Origin of the sequence: Streptomyces sp. NRRL S-118, from assembly GCF_000716335.1 — a bacterium.
In the GTDB taxonomy this organism is placed as follows: Bacteria; Actinomycetota; Actinomycetes; order Streptomycetales; family Streptomycetaceae; genus Streptomyces.
The window spans coordinates 343992-360250 of record NZ_KL591008.1; the positions used below are offsets into that span (position 1 = coordinate 343992).

Consider the following 16259-nt stretch of genomic DNA (forward strand, 5'->3'; position numbering starts at 1 on the left):
GACATGGCTATCGAGAGGCTGTTCATGCGCCGACGCCTGCTGTCGCTCGTCCTCGCCGCGGCCGCGGGTGCCGCGGTCCTCGCGGCGCCCGCCACCGCCGCCCCGCCGCCCGTCACCGCCGGGCCGCCGCCCGTCACCGCCGGGCCGCCCGGGCCGCCGGACGCGTACCGGCCGGTACGCGGGCCGTCCGCGCCCGCGGAGTACCGCTACCTCCAGAAAACCCTGCCCGGGCAGTCGATTCCGCGCCACGCCCACGACCTCGCCGCCCAGCAGGCACGCCGGCTCCCGGCGGTCGGCGGACGCTGGAGGCCGCTCGGGCCGACGAACATCGGCGGGCGCGTCGTCTCCCTCGCGCTCGACCCTGTGCGCGCCGACACCGTCTACGCGGCGGCGGCGAGCGGCGGGCTGTGGCGCAGCACCGACGCCGGCCGGACGTTCCGGTCGGTGTGGCCCGACGGGTGGACGCAGTCCATGGGCGCGGTCGCCACCGCCCCCGACGGCACGCTGTACGCCGGTACCGGGGAGCCCAACCCCGGTGGCGGCAGCATCACGTACGAAGGAACGGGCCTGTACCGCAGCACCGACGGCGGGGCGCACTGGCGGTTCATCGGCCTGCGCGACTCGGGCGCGATCAGCGCCATCACCGTGGACCCCGCCGACCCGCGCCGCATCTTCGTCGCCGCCGCCGGGTCCTTGTACAACGGCGGCGGCGACCGGGGTGTCTACCGGTCGGACGACGGCGGGGAGACCTGGCGGCGCATTCTCGCCGGGGCCAACGACTTCACCGGTGCCACCGAGATCGTCGTGGACGGCGACCGGCTGTACGCCGTGCTGTGGGACCACCGCCGCCGCCCCGACCTGCGCACCTACGGAGGGGTCGGCTCGGGCGTCTTCCGCAGCACGGACGACGGCCGGACCTGGCAGCGGCTGGGCGGCGGCCTGCCCGCCGAGGGCCCCGACGTGGGGCGCATCGGGCTCGCCGTCGCGGGCGACCGGCTCTACGCCATCGTCACCAGGGCCGGCGGCCCCTTCGAGGGCTTCTACGTCTCCGACGACGCCGGCGACCATTGGACCCGTACGCCGGACCACCCGGCGCTCGCCGCATCGCAGTCCGGCTTCGGCTGGTGGTTCGGCAAGGTGTGGATCGACCCGCAGGACGTCCGGCACGTCCACGTGGCCGGAGTCGCCCTGATGACGACGAAGGACGGCGGCGCCACCTGGACGGGGGACGACACCAGCCTCCACGTCGACCACCACGCCATGGTGTGGGACCCGCGCCGGCCCGGCCGCGTCTATCTGGGCAACGACGGCGGTGTGTACCGCTCCGACTCCCGCGGTGACGGCGGCTGGGTGAAGGCCCGCCACGAGCCGTACACCCAGCTCTACAGCGTCGCGATCACTCCGCAGGACGTCACCCGGATCTCGGGCGGCGCCCAGGACAACGGCTCGCTGCGCTCCTGGGGCGGCGGCGCGGGGCCGGGCGGGTTCAACGAGTACCTCGGCGGCGACGGCGAGGAGAACCTCATCGACCCGGCCGACGCCGGCAACGTCATCGCCTGCTACCAGTACGGCAATTGCTTCCGTTCCACCGACGGCGGCGACACACTCTCCTACTTCGCCGACCGGACCACCTTCAAGCGGCGCAACTGGTTCACCCCGGTCGTCTTCGACCCCCGTGACCCGCGCATCCTCTACTACGGCGCCGAGGTGCTCAACCGCTCCACGGACGGCGGCACGACCTGGCAGCCCATCAGCCCCGACCTGAGCGGAGGACCGGGAGCCGACCCCGCCTACCCCAACTACGGCACCATCACCTCCATCGCCCCGGCCGGTGACGGACGCACCGTCTACGCGGGCACCGACGACGGACGCGTCTGGGTAACCCGCGATCTGGGCGCGACCTGGACCAAGCTGGCCGAAGGACGGCCGTGGGTGACCCGGGTGGTCGTCGACCCCGCCGACCCCGACCGCGTCTGGACCACCCACTCCGGCTACCGCGCGGGCTCCGCCCTGCCGCACGTGTACGCCAGCTCCGACGGCGGCAGGCACTGGCGGAACATCTCCGGGAACCTGCCCGCCGCACCCGTCAACGACCTGGTCGTGGCCCGGGGCGGCATGCTCCACCTTGCCACCGACCAGGGGGTGTTCACCAGCCCCGCCGGCCGGGGCCACTGGCTGCGGCTGGGGCGTGGCATGCCCCAGGTCCCCGTCGACGACATCGAGTACGACCCGGACCACCACCGGCTGGTGGCCGCCACCTTCGGCCGGGGGTTCTACGAACTGACCACCCCATGACCCCCGCAGCAGCGGTCTGATCACTCGTACGAGGGGCCCGGGCGGTTCACCGCTCCGCCCGGGCCCCGTCCCCCCGGACAATCCCCGCATGAGGAGCCGTGCGCGGGGGAGCTGGGACGGGGTCGTCTTCTTCGTGCTGGCGGTCGGGGGCACCGCCGGAGCCCTGTGGATCAGCTACCGGTTCGAGCTGCGCCCCGCCGAGACGGCCGCGTCGCTGCTGCCGTCACTGGCCGGGCTGTGGCTGTCGTGGGCCGCCTTCCGCGCGGAACGGGCCGGCGCGGCCGTCCCGCGCGGCCCCGCGGAGATCGCCGACCAGCTCGCCGTGGCGGTACGCAACCAGTGGGACACCGAAGTCCGCATGCGCCGGATGAACGATCCGTACCCGCTCGCGGTGTCCTGGCGGGCCGCCGACGCGGACCTCGGCGAAGCCTGGCCGGAGCTCCTCGCGACGGCGGACGGCTTTCCCTCTGCCCCGAACGGCTTTCCCTCCGCCCCGGACGGCTCCTCCTCCGGCCCCGGCCGACGGGTCGCCGGGCCCGCCGACCTGGCGGGAGCCGGGGCGGAGATCACCGAGGTGTTCCTCGACCGGCTCCCCACACGCCGCCTGCTGGTCCTCGGGGAGCCGGGCACCGGCAAGACCGTGCTCCTCGTCCGCCTGCTGCTGGCCCTGATCGAGCGGCGCGCCGCGGGCGGCGCCGTTCCGGTGCTGTTCCCGCTGGCCTCGTGGAACCCCGCCCGCCAGCCGCTGGACGACTGGATGGCCGAGCGCCTCGCACGGGACTACACCGGCCTCGGCGACGGACAACTCGGGCACGCGCAGACGCTGTTGGAGCACCGCCTCATCCTGCCCGTGCTCGACGGCTTCGACGAGATTCCGCAGTGCTTCCGGGGCATGGCCCTGGACGCGCTCAACGCCGCGCTGCCGCTCGGGCATGCGCTCGTCCTGTCCAGCCGCGTCACCGAGTACCGCGACGCGCTCGCCCCGCCCTCCGGCGTCCCGGTCAGGCTCGCGGGCGCGGCCGCCGTCGAACTCCAGCCGCTGGACGCCGATGACATCGCCGCCTACCTGCGGCGCGACGCCGGAGGGCGGGGCACGCCGGCCGCGGACCGCTGGGAACCGGTGATCCGCCGCCTCGGCACCGACGCACCGGTGGCCCGGGCACTCCGTACGCCCTTGATGCTGTTCCTCGCGAGGACCGTCTACAACCCCCGCCCCGACGAGCACGCCGCCGCGCTGCCCTCCCCGGCCGAGCTGTGCGACCCGGTCCGCTTCCCCGACCGGGCGGCCCTCGAGAGCCACCTCTTCGACGCGTTCGTGCCCGCCGCGTACCGTCCGCACCCCCGCCACCCCTGCCGCTGGTCGCCCCGGCAGGCGGAGCGTGCCTTGCGCTTCCTCGCCCGTCAGCTCCACGAGGCTCCGGGGGGCAGGACCGACCTGGCGTGGTGGCACCTGCCCCGCGCGCTGCCGCCGCGGGCGGCCGCGCCACCGTGTGCCGCGCGACCTGACGGCCTTCCTCGTCGACGCGCACGAGCGGCGCGGCGTGCTGCGCCAGGTGGGGGCGGTCCACCAGTTCCGCCACATCGAACTGCAGCACCGGCTCGCCGCGGGTGCCCCGTCCGGCGGCACCGCGGAGCCCGTACCGGTCCTGCCCGGGCCGCGGCCCCCCTCACCCGCGCGGACGGGACGCCGTAGGCGCCGCCGCTGACCGGCAGTTACGCCGCATGGCGGGCCCGCGTCTCCCGTAACGCCTAATAGGACGACAACCCGACATTCCCCGGATTGCTTTCGGCAACACCTACGGTTCGGGCCTTGCCCACCCCCCACCGAAACCGAGGTGACACCTGATGCTCCACAGACACGCCACAGCCGCGTGCACCGCCGCCCTGGCCGCCGTCGGCGCGCTCGTGCTGACCGGGCTGCCCGCCGCGGCCGCATCGCCCGCGCCGCCCACCGGACCGTCGGCCGCCGCGGAGCTCGGCGCCGACCGGCCGTCCGCCGAGGTGCTGCGGGCGATGCAGCGCGACCTGGGCCTCACCCGGGAGCAGGCAGCGCAGCGCCTGATCAACGAGGCCGAGGCCGGAGCGGTCGCCGGCCGCCTGCGCGCCTCGCTCGGCACCCGCTTCGCCGGCGCCTGGCTGCGCGGCGCCACCTCCGCCACGCTCACCGTCGCCACCACCTACGCCGCCGACGTCCCCGCCATCAAGGCGGCCGGCGCGCAGGCCGAGGTCGTACGGTACGGGCTCGCCGAACTCGAAGCCGCCAAGGCGAAGCTGGACAAGGCCGCCGTCACCACCAAGACCGTCGACGCGCCGGTCTGGTACGTCGACGTCCGGACGAACACCGTCATGCTGGAGGCCACCGAGCAGGCCGCCGCCGACGCGCTCCTCACCGCCACCGGCCTCGACCGCCCGCTGGTCCGCGTCCGCACGACGGCCGAGCGGCCGCAGCCGCTGGCGTACGACATCCGCGGCGGTGACGCCTTCTACATCACCACCAGCCGCTGCTCCGTCGGCTTCTCCGTCCTCGCAGGCACGCAGCAGGGCTTCGCCACCGCCGGCCACTGCGGCAAGGAGGGCGACGCCACCGCCGGCTTCAACAAGGTCGCGCAGGGCACCTTCCAGGCCGCCGAGTTCCCCGGCCAGGACATGGCGTGGGTCGCCACCAACGACGACTGGACCGCCACGCCGTACGTCAGGGGCGAGGGGGAGAGGAACGTCGAGGTCACCGGCTCCACCGAGGCCCTCGTCGGCGCGTCCGTCTGCCGATCCGGCTCCACCACCGGCTGGCACTGCGGGACCGTCGAGCAGCACGACACCAGCGTCACCTATCCCCAGGGCACCGTCACCGGCATGACCCGGACCACCGTGTGCGCCGAACCGGGCGACTCGGGCGGCGCGTACGTCTCCGGAAGCCAGGCCCAGGGCGTCACCTCCGGCGGCTCCGGCAACTGCACCTCCGGCGGCACCACCTTCTACCAGCCCATCAACCCGATCCTCCAGGCGTACGGGCTGACGCTGAAGACCACCGCGAGCGAAGCGGGCGAGGTCGGCAAGGCGGGCGGCGCCTGGGCCACCGGCAAGGTGTACGCGGCCGGTCACCAGGTCACGTACGACGGGGTCGCCTACCGCTGCATCCAGGCGCATCAGGCCCAGCCCGGCCGGCACCCCGCGGCCGTGCCCGCCCTCTGGCAGCGCCTCTGACGTCGCCCCGCGCCGGACGGGCCCGGGTCGTCGCGGCCCGGGCCCGGCCCCCTCGGCGTCGCACCCGGATCACGTCCGCGCGGGGTCAGAGGGCGGCCGGTACGTTCGGCCGCTCCGCCGCGATCGTCGTGTCGGGGCCGTGGCCGGTGTGCACGACGGTGGCGCCCGGCAGCGGCAGCAGTCGCCGGCGGATCGACGCCACGATGGTGTCCCGGTCGGAGTAGGAGCGGCCGGTGGCCCCCGGACCACCGTGGAACAGGGTGTCGCCGGTGAACACCGCGTCCAGGAACGGGACGTGGAGCGCGCAACTGCCCCACGTGTGGCCGGGCGTGTGCAGCACCCGGACACCGACGCCGGCGACGAGGAGCTCCTGTCCGTCGCCCAGGGCGCCGTCGGGGGCCCGGCCGGGGTGCACGGCGTCCCACAGCTCACGGTCCGCGGGGTGCAGCAGGACGGGCGCGCCGGTGGCGGCCGCGAGGGCGGGCGCCGCGCCGATGTGGTCGTCGTGGCCGTGCGTGCACACGACGGCGGTGACCCGGCGGCCCGCGACGGCCGCCGTGACGGCCCCGGCGTCATGGGCGGCGTCCACGACCAGCACCTCGTCGTCGTCGCCGATGAGCCACACGTTGTTGTCGACGTCGAAGGTCTCGCCGTCGAGGCTGAACGTGCCCGAGGTGACGACCCGTTCGGCCCGTACCGTGCTCACAGCAGGACCACCGAACGCAGGACCTCGCCGCGGTGCATCTTCGCGAAGGCACCCTCCACCTCGTCCAGACCGATGGTCTCGGTGACGAAGGCGTCCAGGTCCAGCCGGCCGCTGAGGTACTGGTCGATGAGGACCGGGAAGTCCCGGCTGGGCAGGCAGTCCCCGTACCACGACGACTTCAGGGCGCCGCCGCGCGAGAACAGGTCGATCAGCGGCAGGTCGATCCGCATGTCCGGGTCGGGCACGCCGACCTGCACCAGCACTCCCGCGTGGTCGCGCATGTAGAAGGCCTGCTCGTACGTCTCGGGGCGGCCGACCGCGTCGATGGCGACGTCCACCCCGAAGCCGTCGGTGAGGGTCCTGACCGCCTCCACAGGGTCGGTCTCCCGTGCGTCGACGGTGTGCGTGGCGCCGAAGCGGGTCGCCGTCGCGAGCTTCCGCGCGTCGATGTCGACGGCGATCACGCGCCGCGCACCGGCGAGCGAGGCGCCCGCGATCGCGGCGTCGCCGACGCCTCCGCAGCCGATGACGGCGACGGTGTCGCCCCTGCCGACGTTTCCGGTGTTCACCGCGGCGCCGTAGCCGGCCATCACGCCGCAGCCGATCAGCCCGGCGGCCTCGGGGCGGGCGGCCGGGTCGATCTTCACCGCCTGGCCGGCCGCGACGAGGGTCTTCTCGGCGAAGGCGCCGATGCCGAGGGCGGGGGAGAGGGGCGTGCCGTCCAGCAGGGTCATGGGCTGCCGGGCGTTGCGGGAGTCGAAGCAGTACCAGGGCCGGCCGCGGCGGCACGACCGGCACGCGCCGCAGGGGGCGCGCCACGCGAGGACGACGTAGTCGCCGGGGGCGAGGTCGGTGACGCCGTCGCCGACGGACTCGACGGTCCCCGCGGCTTCGTGGCCCAGCAGGAACGGGAACTCGTCGTTGATGGCGCCTTCCCGGTAGTGCAGATCCGTGTGGCACACACCGCACGCCCGGACGGAGACGAGGACCTCGCCCGGCCCGGGGTCGGGCACCAGGATCGTCTGCAGCTCGACGGGTGCGCCCTTCTTCACAGCGACGACGGCACGGACCTCATGGGACACGACGGCACTCCTCTGGTGGGCGCGGTGCTGGTTGCGCGGTGCTGTTGCGTTGCGCGATGCGCTATGGGTTGCGTGGTGAGAAACATACTGAGAACGGCGGCAACCCACCGTCAAGAGGAGGAATCAGACGCCGGGCGGGCGCGCGACCGAAAACCGGTGACGGACAGCCACCCGGTACGCGGGGACGCGGGGATGCGGAGACACGGGTACCCGAGGACGCGGGGACTGGCGACGCGGGGCCAGGTCTTCCCGTCCACCCGTTCGTACGGAACGACCTCGTCGCGTCGGCGAACCGCCGTGCCCCCCTGTCCGCCCGTCCCGGCGGTTCAGAATCCGTACCCCATCCGCCGGGACAGCTCGTCGGCGGCCGCGGCCGTGCGCCGGGCGAGTTCCGGCAGCCGGTCCCGCTCCAGCCGGTACGCCGGCCCCGACACGCTGATCGCCCCGATGACGGTCCCGTCGTGCCCGCGCACCGGCGCGGCCGCCGCGTGCAGCCCCGGTTCCAGCTCCTCCACGGCGAGGGCGAAGCCCTGCTCGCGCACCGCCCGCAACGCGGAACGGAGCATCCCGGCACTGGTCACCGTGTGCGCGGTGTACCGCGGCAGCGTCCGCGCCAGCAGACCCTCCCGCAGCGTCACCGGCAGGTGGGCGAGGAGCACCTTGCCGGTGGACGTGGCGTGCAGCGGGGTCCGCCGGCCCAGCCAGTTCTGTGCGGCGACCGAGGCGGGCCCGCGGGCCTGGACGACGCTGACGGCCGCATCGTCGTCCAGCACCGCGATGTTGACCGTCTCACCGAGTTCGTCGGCGAGTTCCCGGCACACCGGCCCGCCCTCCCGGGAGATGTCCAGCCGGACCGCCGCCGCCCCCGCCAGGCGCAGCACGCCCGCCCCCAGGAAGTACTTGCCGCGGTCCCGCGCCTGGGCGACCAGGCCCCGGTTCTCCAGCACGCCGAGCAGCCGGAACGCCGTCGACTTGTGCACGTGCAGCTCGCCGGCGATGTCGGTGACACCGGCCTCGCCGTGGCGCGCGAGGATCTCCAGCACACTCACCGCGCGGTCCACCGAGCGGATCGCGCCCGACGCGCCCCCGGAGCCGCGCTCCCCGGCGCCCCGGAAGTCCCCGGACTCCCTGGGCTCCTCCCTGGTCTCCTCCGGGAGCTGGCCGTCCGGCTGGTCACGGGTCATCGCTCAACTCCCACCACCCTGCGGCCCCTTCGCGCCGCATGCCCGGAAAGCCCCCGACGCCGCGTGCGTCCCGACCGATCGCGTTGCGCGGAGCGCTTCCACGTGCGCCCTGAGCAACGTCATGCTACCCACGAGCTTCCCCCTGAGTCGTGCCCGGCGCGGGCTCCCCGAGGAGCCGGGCCGGCTCCCACCGCCTAATCTGGGACCATGACGCGCGCCGCCCACCGCCCCACGGTCCGCCGCATCCACGACCCGGCCCAGGACGGCGAGGGGACACGGGTCCTCGTCGACCGGCTCTGGCCCCGGGGCCTGTCCAAGGCGGACGCCCGCGTCGACGAGTGGCCCAAGGCCCTCACTCCGTCGACCGAGCTGCGACGCTGGTACCACGCCGGGGAGGGCACGTACGAGGAGTTCCGGGAGCGCTACGAGGCCGAGCTCGCCACGCCGGACGCCGCCGAGGCCCTCGACGGGCTGCGCGCACTCCTCCGGAAGGGGCCCGTCACGCTGCTCACCGCCTCCAAGGAGCCGGGCCGCAGCCATGCGGCGGTGCTCGTGGAGCTGCTCACGCGATGACCGGTCCGGGGTCCGGCTCGGCCTCCGGCTGCTCCCGCCCGGCCCCCGGCCCCTGCTCCGCGTCCGGTGCGGGCCGCGGCTGACCAGCCGTCAGCAGGATCACGCCGCGGGCCGCGAGCCCCGCCGAAACCGCCGCGACCAGCCAGCCCACCGCGCCCGCGCGGAAGGTCTCGCCGAGCAGCGCGACGCCGATGACGGCCGCCACCGCGGGATTCGACAGGTTCACCACCGCGAGCGGCGCGGCGAGCCCGCCCCGGTAGGCCGCCTGCGACAGCAGCAGCCCGCCCAGGGCGAAGACGGCCACCAGGACGGTCAGGAGCACCGCCTGCCACACCGTCACCGGGCCGCCCGGCAGCCGGCGTGCCGACGACGCGGTGACCGTCTGCGTCAGCGCGGACGCGACGGCGGAGGCGACCCCCGCCGCGGTGGCGAGACCGAGCACGGAACCGGATGCGGCCCGGGGCCCGGACCCCGGGCCGCAACCGTCCGGGGCGGGGGAGCGGCGCACCAGCACGGCGATCAGCAGCGCCGCCGCCGCGGCGACCGCCAGGGCCTCCGGCAGCGACAGCGCGTCGCCCGGGGCCGCCGGTCCCACCACCGCGACCAGCCCGGCCAGCCCGCCCACCGTCGCCAGCGCGCCACGCCACTCCGTCCGGGCCACCCGCCGCCGCGCGTACCACGCCCCCACCGGCAGAGCCGCGACCAGCGTCAGTGCGCCGAGCGCCTGCACCAGGGTGAGGGGCCCGTAGTGCAGCGCCGCCACGTGCAGCAGCGCGCCCGCCGCGTTCAGCGCGACGGCCCACCACCACAGCGGCCGGGCCGACAGCCGCCGCAGCGCCCCGCGCCCCGCGGATCCCGCCTGGGCCAGCCGTGCCTGGACCACCGCGGCCAGCGCGTACCCGGCGGCCGAGGCGAGCGACAGCAGCAGTGCGAGCAGTGTCGCCCTCATCGCAGCACCGCCCGTACGGGAGCGGCCGCCCAGCGCGGCGCGGCGGCCCCGGGCGGCTGTACGACGAGCAGGGTCGCGCCCAGCAGCACGGCTGCCACCAGCGCGTCCAGCCAGTAGTGGTTGGCGGTGCCTACCACGACCAGCAGGGTCAGCAACGGGTGGAGGAGCCACAGCACGCGCCACCGGCCGCGCGTGGCGGCGATCATGCCGACCGCGACCATCAGTGCCCAGCCGACGTGCAGCGACGGCATGGCCGCGAACTGGTTCGCCAGCGTGTCGGTCTCCGGCGACGCGCCGTACACCGACGGACCGTAGGTCCGCGCGGTGTCGACCAGGCCGGTCTCGGCCAGCATCCGCGGCGGCGCGAGCGGCACCAGCAGGTGCAGGACGAGCGCGGCGGCCGTGAGCAGCGCCAGCGCCCGCCGCGACCAGAGGTAGTGCGCCGGGCGGCGCCAGTACAGCCAGCCGAGGAAGGCCACCGTGGCCGGGAAGTGCACGACGGCGTAATAGGTGTTGGCGAGGTGGACGAGGGTCCCGTCGTGCAGGAGCAGGCGCTGCACCCAGCCCTCACCCGGCAGGTGGACGGCGCGTTCGGCGTCCCAGACGGCGTCCGCGTTGCCGAAGGCACGGTCCTCGTGCCCGGCGGCGACCAGCCGGCCGAGCTTGTAGACGAGGAACAGTCCTGCCACCAGCAGCAGCTCGCGGACCAGCGGCGGCCGTGGGGCGGCGGTCGTCCCGGTCGTCTCCGGCGGTGTCACGGGTATTCCGGCGGCCATGCTCCGGCCCCTCTGCTGGTTCGTCCGCTTATCGAGACGCTTACGTCTCGATACGTTTGCGTCTCGATTGTACGCCGCCTACTCTCGGACGTGCACGAAGGCCCCCGTCCCGCCGGAGAGAGCGATGTCCACACGCGCCGCCACCGCCGCCGCCCGCCGCAGCAAGATCGGCCCGGAGCGCGAGCAGGAGCTCTACAGGGCGGTGCTGGACCTGCTGCGGGAGGGCGGCTACGACGCCGTGACCATGGAGGGCGTCGCCGCCCGCACCAAGTGCGGCAAGGCGACCCTCTACCGGCAGTGGAAGACCAAGCAGCAGCTCGTGACCGCCGCGCTCGCCAAGAGCCGCCGCGCCCTGTTCACCGACATCGACACCGGTTCGGCCGCCGGTGACCTGCGGGCCGCGGCCGCGGCCGCCGCCGACCGCCGGGGCCGCGACACGGAACTCATGGAGGCCGTCGGACAGGCCTACCTCCTCCACGCGGGCCTGCGCCAGGCACTGCGCGAGACCGTCATCGACCCGGAGGTGGCCGCGCTCGACGCGATGCTCCGCCGCGGGATCGAGCGCGGCGAGATCGCCGCCGACAACCCGGCCGTCGCCTTCGTCGCCCCCTGCTTCCTCGGCGTCCTGCGCATCGAGCGCCTCTTCGAGGACCGCTTCCCCGACGACGAAGCCCTGCCGGCGTTCGTCGAAGCGGTGCTGCTCCCCGCGCTGGGCCTGGCCCCGCGCTGACCCACCGACCGCCGACCCCGCCCCGTCGCGTCGGGGCGCCGGTGACCAGGAGCGCACTTCCCGGGCCCCGAGGCCCTGCGGCACCATGACCGCACCGACCGCCGACGGAGGTGCCCCCCCCATGGACTTCGACTCGCTCGACGGAATCCAGCGCGACCCCTACCCCCTGTACGAGCGGGCCCGGAGCACCCCCGGCCTCACCTTCGTACCCGACCTCGACGCCTGGCTCGTCGCCCGCGACGCCGACGTACGGGAAGTGCTGTTACAGCCCGACACGTTCTCGTCCGCCGGAGCGCTGCGGCCCGACGTCACCCCCGGACCGGCCGCCCTCGCCGTCCTCGCCCGGGGTCTCGGCAACCGCCCGACCGTCGTCACCACCGACGGCCACGCCCACCGGCGCCTGCGCGCGCCGCTCAACAGCGGCCTGTCCGCCGCCAGGACCGCCGCCCTCCGCCCGTACATGGCCGAGCAGGCCGCCGCGCTCGTCGACGGCTTCGCGGGTGACGGCCGCACCGAGCTGATGACCGCGTACGCCCGCAAGCTGCCCGGCGCCGTGATCGGCCGCCTCATCGGACTCGACCCCGCCGACGTACCCGCTGCCGTGCACGGCAGCCACCGCGCCGAACAGCTCCTCTTCCGGCTCATGCCCGAGGCGGAACAGGTCGCCGCGGCCGAGGACGTCGTCGCCCTCCAGCACCTCCTCGACCGCTGCGTACGCGCCCGGCGCGCCGAGCCCCGCGCCGACCTGTGCTCCACCCTCGTCGCCGCGCTCGCCCCCGGGACCGGCGAGCTCACCCCCGACCAGCGCAACGAGCTGGTCTCCAGCCTCCAGAACTTCCTCATCGCCGGGCACCTGACCACCACCGCGCTCATCGGCACCACCCTGCTGCACCTCCTGCGCCACCGGGACCAGTGGGAGCGGCTCCGCGCCGAGCCCGCCCTGATCCCCGCGGCCGTCGAGGAGGCCGCCCGCTACGACAGCGCCGTGCAGGGCTTCCGCCGCACCACCACCCGCCCCGTCACCCTCGCCGGCACCCGACTGCCCGCCCACGCCACCGTCTTCGTGGCCTACGGCTCCGCCAACCGCGACAAGGCGCGCCACGCGCGCGCCGACACCTTCGACATCACCCGGCCCGCCGGCCGCCACGTCGCCTTCGGTCACGGAGCCCACGGTTGCCCCGGCTCCCATCTCGCCCGCATCCAACTCCGGCTCACCCTGGAGCTGTTCACCCGGCGCCTGCCGGCGCTGCGCCTCGACCCCGGCCACGCCGTGACGATGCGGCCCACGCTGATCCACCGCTCACCCGAGGCCCTCCACCTCGTCTGGGAGGCGTAGCCGCGGCGCCACCGCCACCGGATCCACGCCCGAGGCGCCCGTGCCGGGGACGACACCCGCCGCCGGACCGGCCGCCCCGCCGCCCTCCAGCCGGTCCGCCAGCTCACCCGCCCACGACACCAGCCCGCCCACATCGATCCCGTGACGGGGCGAGAAGGCGCGGATCCGGTCCGCGCCGCGCCGCAGCAGCCGCGCCCCGCCCTCCGCGTTGCCGCGCGCCGCGTGCGTCAGCCCCACCGCCAGCTGGGCCAGCCCCCGCCACAGCTCGCGCTCGCCCTCCTCGCCGCACGACTTCCACGCGTCCTCGAAGACCTCGTGCGCATGGAACGGAAGCCCCGCGTCCAGCAGCCGCTGCGCCTCCCGCAGGGTCTCCTCCGGCGTACGCTCCACCCCCTCCGGCTGCCGATCGACCCCCGCCGCCCCGTACGGCAGCGGCCGTCCCAGCCCGTCACGGGGGCGCGCGTTGCGTGCGCGCCCCTCGGTGTCGCGGTCCCTTCGCGTCCTGTTCACGCCTCAATTGTCACCCTTCCGGCGGGGTCGCTCCCAACCGTGTCCGCCACCCGGGTCACCGAGCTACTCTCGGGTCGAGGAGCGCCGTGCGGACTTCGTGGGGAGGGAAGCCGATGCTGCCGTCCCGGCCGGAACACCGGCCAGCCGTACCGTTGTTGGAGCGGGAGCCCGAGCTCGCCGCGGCCGCCCGCGCCGTGGCGGCGCTGTGCGGGAGCGGCGGCTCCGGCGGGCTGCTGGTCTACCGGGGTGAAGCCGGCATCGGCAAGACGTCCCTGCTCGACGCCGTCCGCCGGCTCGCCGCGGACCGCTGCACCGTCCGGTCGGCACGCGGCGGTGAGACCGTCACGTCCGTCGCCTTCCACGTCATACGGCAGCTGCTGCAGCCCGCCCTCGCCGCGTACGGTGACGACGACCTCCGGCGGCTGTTCGGCGACCGGTACGACATCACCGCCCCGGCCCTCGGCGTCGCCCCGCCCCGCGCGCCGCTCACCGACCCGCAGGGCGTCCGCGACGGGCTCGACTGGGTGGTCGCGCGCCTCGCCGAACGCCACCGCGGCCGCCCCCTCGTGCTGCTCGTCGACGACGCGCACTGGGCGGACGCCGAATCGCTGGCCTGGCTCGACTCCTTCGCCGTCGGCCTGCCGGCCCTGCCGCTGCTGATCGTCCTCGCGCACCGCCCGGAGGTGCGGGCCGAGCCCGCCGCGACCCTGCTCGGCAGGCTCGGCGAAGCGGCCAGGCTGCGCGTCACCCTGCACGCCCTCACCGGGGACGCCACCGCCGACCTGACCCGGGCCACCCTCGGCGACGCCGCGGACGACGCCTTCTGCCGCGCGGTGTGGTCCGTCACCGGCGGCAACCCCTACGAGACGGTCGAGCTGCTCGCCAAGGTCCAGGACCGCGCGCTGCCGCCCGTCGAAGGGTCCGCCGACCGGCTGCGCGACCTGGCCGCCTCCGCCCGTGGAAGAGGACTCGTCGCACGGCTGGAACGGCTCGGCACCGGCCCCACCCGCTTCGCCTGGGCCGCCGCCGTGCTCGGCACCGACATCTCGCAGGGCCTGGCGGCCACCCTCGCCGGAATGACCCCCGGCGAGGCCGAAGGCTGCACCCAGCGCCTGCGGGAGGCCCGTATCGTCACCGGCTCCGACCCCCTGGAGTTCGTCCACCCGCTCATCGCCTCGGCCATATACCGCTCCATCCCGCCCGCCACCCGCACCGCCATGCACGGCCGGGCCGCCTGGGCCGTCACCCGCGCCGGGCTGGGCGCGGCGGCCGCCTCCCGCCACCTGCTCGAAACCCACCCCGACGACGACGAGGAAGTCGTCGCCCAGCTGCGCGAGGCCGCCCACGAGTACCTGGCCCTCGGCGCCCCTGCCGCCGCCCGCCGCTGCCTGGAACGCGCCCTGCAGGAACCGCCGTCCCCCCACACGTACGCCCAAGTGCTGTACGAACTGGGCTGCGCCGCCCTCCTCACCTCGCCGTCCGCCACCGTGCGGCACCTGCGCTCCGCCCTCGACCTGCCCGGCCTCGGCGAGGAACTGCGCACCGACGCCACCTGCCGCCTGGCCCAGGCTCTGGCCCACAGCGACCGGTTGCCCGAGGCGGCCCAGTCCGTCGCGGCGGAGGCCGCCCGCACCCCGCCCGGCCCGGCCCGTACGCGCCTGCAGGCCGCCCACTTCATGTACGAGGGGTTCCAGGCAGCCGAGGAGGACGGAGCCGGCCGCTCCCGCCGCCTCGCGGAGCTCGCCGGGCCCCTCCGGGGCGCCGACAACGCCGAACGCGCCCTGCTGTCGCTGCGCGCCTTCGACGCGATGCTGCGCGGCGAGAACGCCGACCTCGTCCTGGACCTGTGCGCACGCTCCCTCGTCGACGGCCGCCCGGCGCGCGGCATGGGCTGGACCGACACCGAGTGGGGCTTCGAGACACCCGCCATGGTCGGCATCGCGTACGCCTTCACCGATCGGCCCGACCAGGCGCGCACCCTGTTCGAGGAGGCGGTGCGCGCCTTCGAGATCTCCGGCTGGAGCGGCGCCCACCTCGCCTTCGCCCACACCCTGCTCGGGCTGGCCCACCGCCGCCGCGGCGCCCTCGTGGAGGCGGAGAGCTTCCTGCGCGAGGCCCTGCGCCTCGCGGACCGCCTCGGCACCGGGCTGACCGTCCAATGGGACGCGGTCAGCCTGCTCATCGACACGCTGCTGGCCCGTGGCCGGGTGACCGAGGCCCGCGGCGTGGCGGACCACTACCGCTTCGGGCCGCCCTGGCCCAGCGCGATGGTCATGCCCGACGCTCCGTGCGTCCACGGCCGGCTGCTGCTCGCCGAAGGGCGCACCGACGAGGCCGTCACCGAACTCGAGGCGGCGGGCCGCGCCTTGGAGCACCGGGACCGGCACAACGGCGTCTGGGCGCCCTGGGCCTGCGACCTCGCCCGCGCGCTCGCCGCCGACGACCCCTCGCGCGCCGCCCGCCACGCCACCCGCGCCCGCCTCCACGCCGAACGCTTCGGCACCGACACCGCCGTCGGGGAGGCCCTGCGCTGCGCGGCCCTGTTCGCCCGCCCGGAGGAGGCCGTCCACCTGCTGGCGCAGGCGGTCCACCACCTGGAGACCTCCCCGTCCGCGTACGAACACGCGCTGGCCCGGTACGACCACGGCCTGGCTCTCGGCTCCCCGGCGGAGCTCACCCACGCCGTCGACCTGGCCACCGCCTGCGGCGCGGACGCGCTGGCGACCCGCGCACTGATGGCCCGGGAGTCGGTCCTGCGCCGGAAGTGAGGTAAAGTCTCCCTGCGCGCGCACCACGGCCACCGGCCGGGTGAACCGCGCACCGGGACGTGGCGCAGCTTGGTAGCGCACTTGACTGGGGGTCAAGGGGTCGCAGGTTCAAATCCTGTCGTCCCGACTTGCGGAGTAGCAGGTCGGAG

At 75.3% G+C, this 16259-nt stretch carries 13 protein-coding genes and 1 tRNA gene; 8 read left to right on the forward strand and 6 right to left on the reverse strand.

Translation table 11 applies throughout. From position 1 onward, the window contains the following. Positions 1-3 precede the first annotated feature (3 nt). The 3 genes from IH00_RS0117095 (at position 4) to IH00_RS0117105 (ending at position 5496) form a co-directional block, all read left to right on the forward strand. The gene (locus IH00_RS0117095) at positions 4-2295 is read left to right on the forward strand and encodes a WD40/YVTN/BNR-like repeat-containing protein (protein WP_234334869.1); all 2292 of its coding nucleotides are present in this window, start codon (positions 4-6) and stop codon (positions 2293-2295) included. Between the two features lie 88 nt (positions 2296-2383). Next, positions 2384-3988 carry an NACHT domain-containing protein gene (locus tag IH00_RS0117100; RefSeq protein WP_052411431.1) on the forward strand — a complete coding sequence of 535 codons (1605 nt, stop codon included), beginning with the start codon at positions 2384-2386 and terminating at the stop codon, positions 3986-3988. 152 nt (positions 3989-4140) lie between these two features. Next, entirely contained in the window at positions 4141-5496 is a 1356-nt protein-coding gene (locus IH00_RS0117105; RefSeq protein WP_031074456.1) for a trypsin-like serine protease, read from the forward strand. A gap of 85 nt (positions 5497-5581) precedes the next feature. On the opposite strand, the gene IH00_RS0117110 is transcribed toward IH00_RS0117105, so the two are convergent. The 3 genes from IH00_RS0117110 to IH00_RS0117120 all read right to left on the reverse strand — a co-directional run bounded on the left by IH00_RS0117110 (position 5582) and on the right by IH00_RS0117120 (position 8354). Continuing rightward, positions 5582-6202 (reverse strand): MBL fold metallo-hydrolase, encoded by a 621-nt coding sequence (locus tag IH00_RS0117110; RefSeq protein WP_031074458.1) that lies wholly within the window; start codon positions 6200-6202, stop codon positions 5582-5584. Continuing rightward, on the reverse strand, positions 6199-7284 hold the full coding sequence (locus IH00_RS0117115) for an S-(hydroxymethyl)mycothiol dehydrogenase (protein WP_031074460.1): 1086 nt from the start codon (positions 7282-7284) through the stop codon (positions 6199-6201). The genes IH00_RS0117110 and IH00_RS0117115 overlap by 4 nt, the downstream gene beginning before the upstream one ends. Positions 7285-7610: 326 nt before the next feature. Next, positions 7611-8354 carry an IclR family transcriptional regulator gene (locus IH00_RS0117120; protein WP_031074462.1) on the reverse strand — a complete coding sequence of 248 codons (744 nt, stop codon included), beginning with the start codon at positions 8352-8354 and terminating at the stop codon, positions 7611-7613. Positions 8355-8675: 321 nt separating this feature from the next. Here IH00_RS0117120 and IH00_RS0117125 point away from each other — a divergent pair, with 321 nt between their 5' ends. Next, positions 8676-9041: a DUF488 domain-containing protein gene (locus IH00_RS0117125; RefSeq protein ID WP_031074464.1), complete on the forward strand. Its 366-nt coding sequence runs from the start codon at positions 8676-8678 to the stop codon at positions 9039-9041. On the opposite strand, the gene IH00_RS0117130 is transcribed toward IH00_RS0117125, so the two are convergent. Both IH00_RS0117130 and IH00_RS0117135 read right to left on the reverse strand, forming a co-directional pair. After that, complete coding sequence (locus tag IH00_RS0117130) at positions 9031-9990, reverse strand: DMT family transporter (RefSeq protein WP_052411432.1); 960 nt, start codon at positions 9988-9990, stop codon at positions 9031-9033. The genes IH00_RS0117125 and IH00_RS0117130 overlap by 11 nt on opposite strands. Further along, positions 9987-10766, reverse strand: a complete 780-nt coding sequence (locus IH00_RS0117135) for a phosphatase PAP2 family protein (RefSeq protein WP_031074467.1) — start codon at positions 10764-10766, stop codon at positions 9987-9989. Before IH00_RS0117135 ends, IH00_RS0117130 begins: the two co-directional genes overlap by 4 nt. A 124-nt stretch (positions 10767-10890) precedes the next feature. Here IH00_RS0117135 and IH00_RS0117140 point away from each other — a divergent pair, with 124 nt between their 5' ends. Continuing rightward, positions 10891-11496 carry a TetR/AcrR family transcriptional regulator gene (locus IH00_RS0117140; RefSeq protein ID WP_031074468.1) on the forward strand — a complete coding sequence of 202 codons (606 nt, stop codon included), beginning with the start codon at positions 10891-10893 and terminating at the stop codon, positions 11494-11496. A gap of 121 nt (positions 11497-11617) precedes the next feature. After that, complete coding sequence (locus IH00_RS0117145) at positions 11618-12832, forward strand: cytochrome P450 (RefSeq protein WP_031074471.1); 1215 nt, start codon at positions 11618-11620, stop codon at positions 12830-12832. Here the strand turns inward: IH00_RS0117145 and IH00_RS0117150 are convergent. Then, entirely contained in the window at positions 12797-13342 is a 546-nt protein-coding gene (locus IH00_RS0117150) for a DUF309 domain-containing protein (RefSeq protein WP_031074473.1), read from the reverse strand. The genes IH00_RS0117145 and IH00_RS0117150 overlap by 36 nt on opposite strands. A gap of 113 nt (positions 13343-13455) precedes the next feature. On the opposite strand from IH00_RS0117150, the gene IH00_RS0117155 reads away from it, so the two are divergent. Continuing rightward, positions 13456-16110 (forward strand): ATP-binding protein, encoded by a 2655-nt coding sequence (locus tag IH00_RS0117155; protein WP_031074475.1) that lies wholly within the window; start codon positions 13456-13458, stop codon positions 16108-16110. Between the two features lie 53 nt (positions 16111-16163). Then, positions 16164-16237 (forward strand) — tRNA-Pro (locus tag IH00_RS0117160). Positions 16238-16259: the final 22 nt, after the last annotated feature.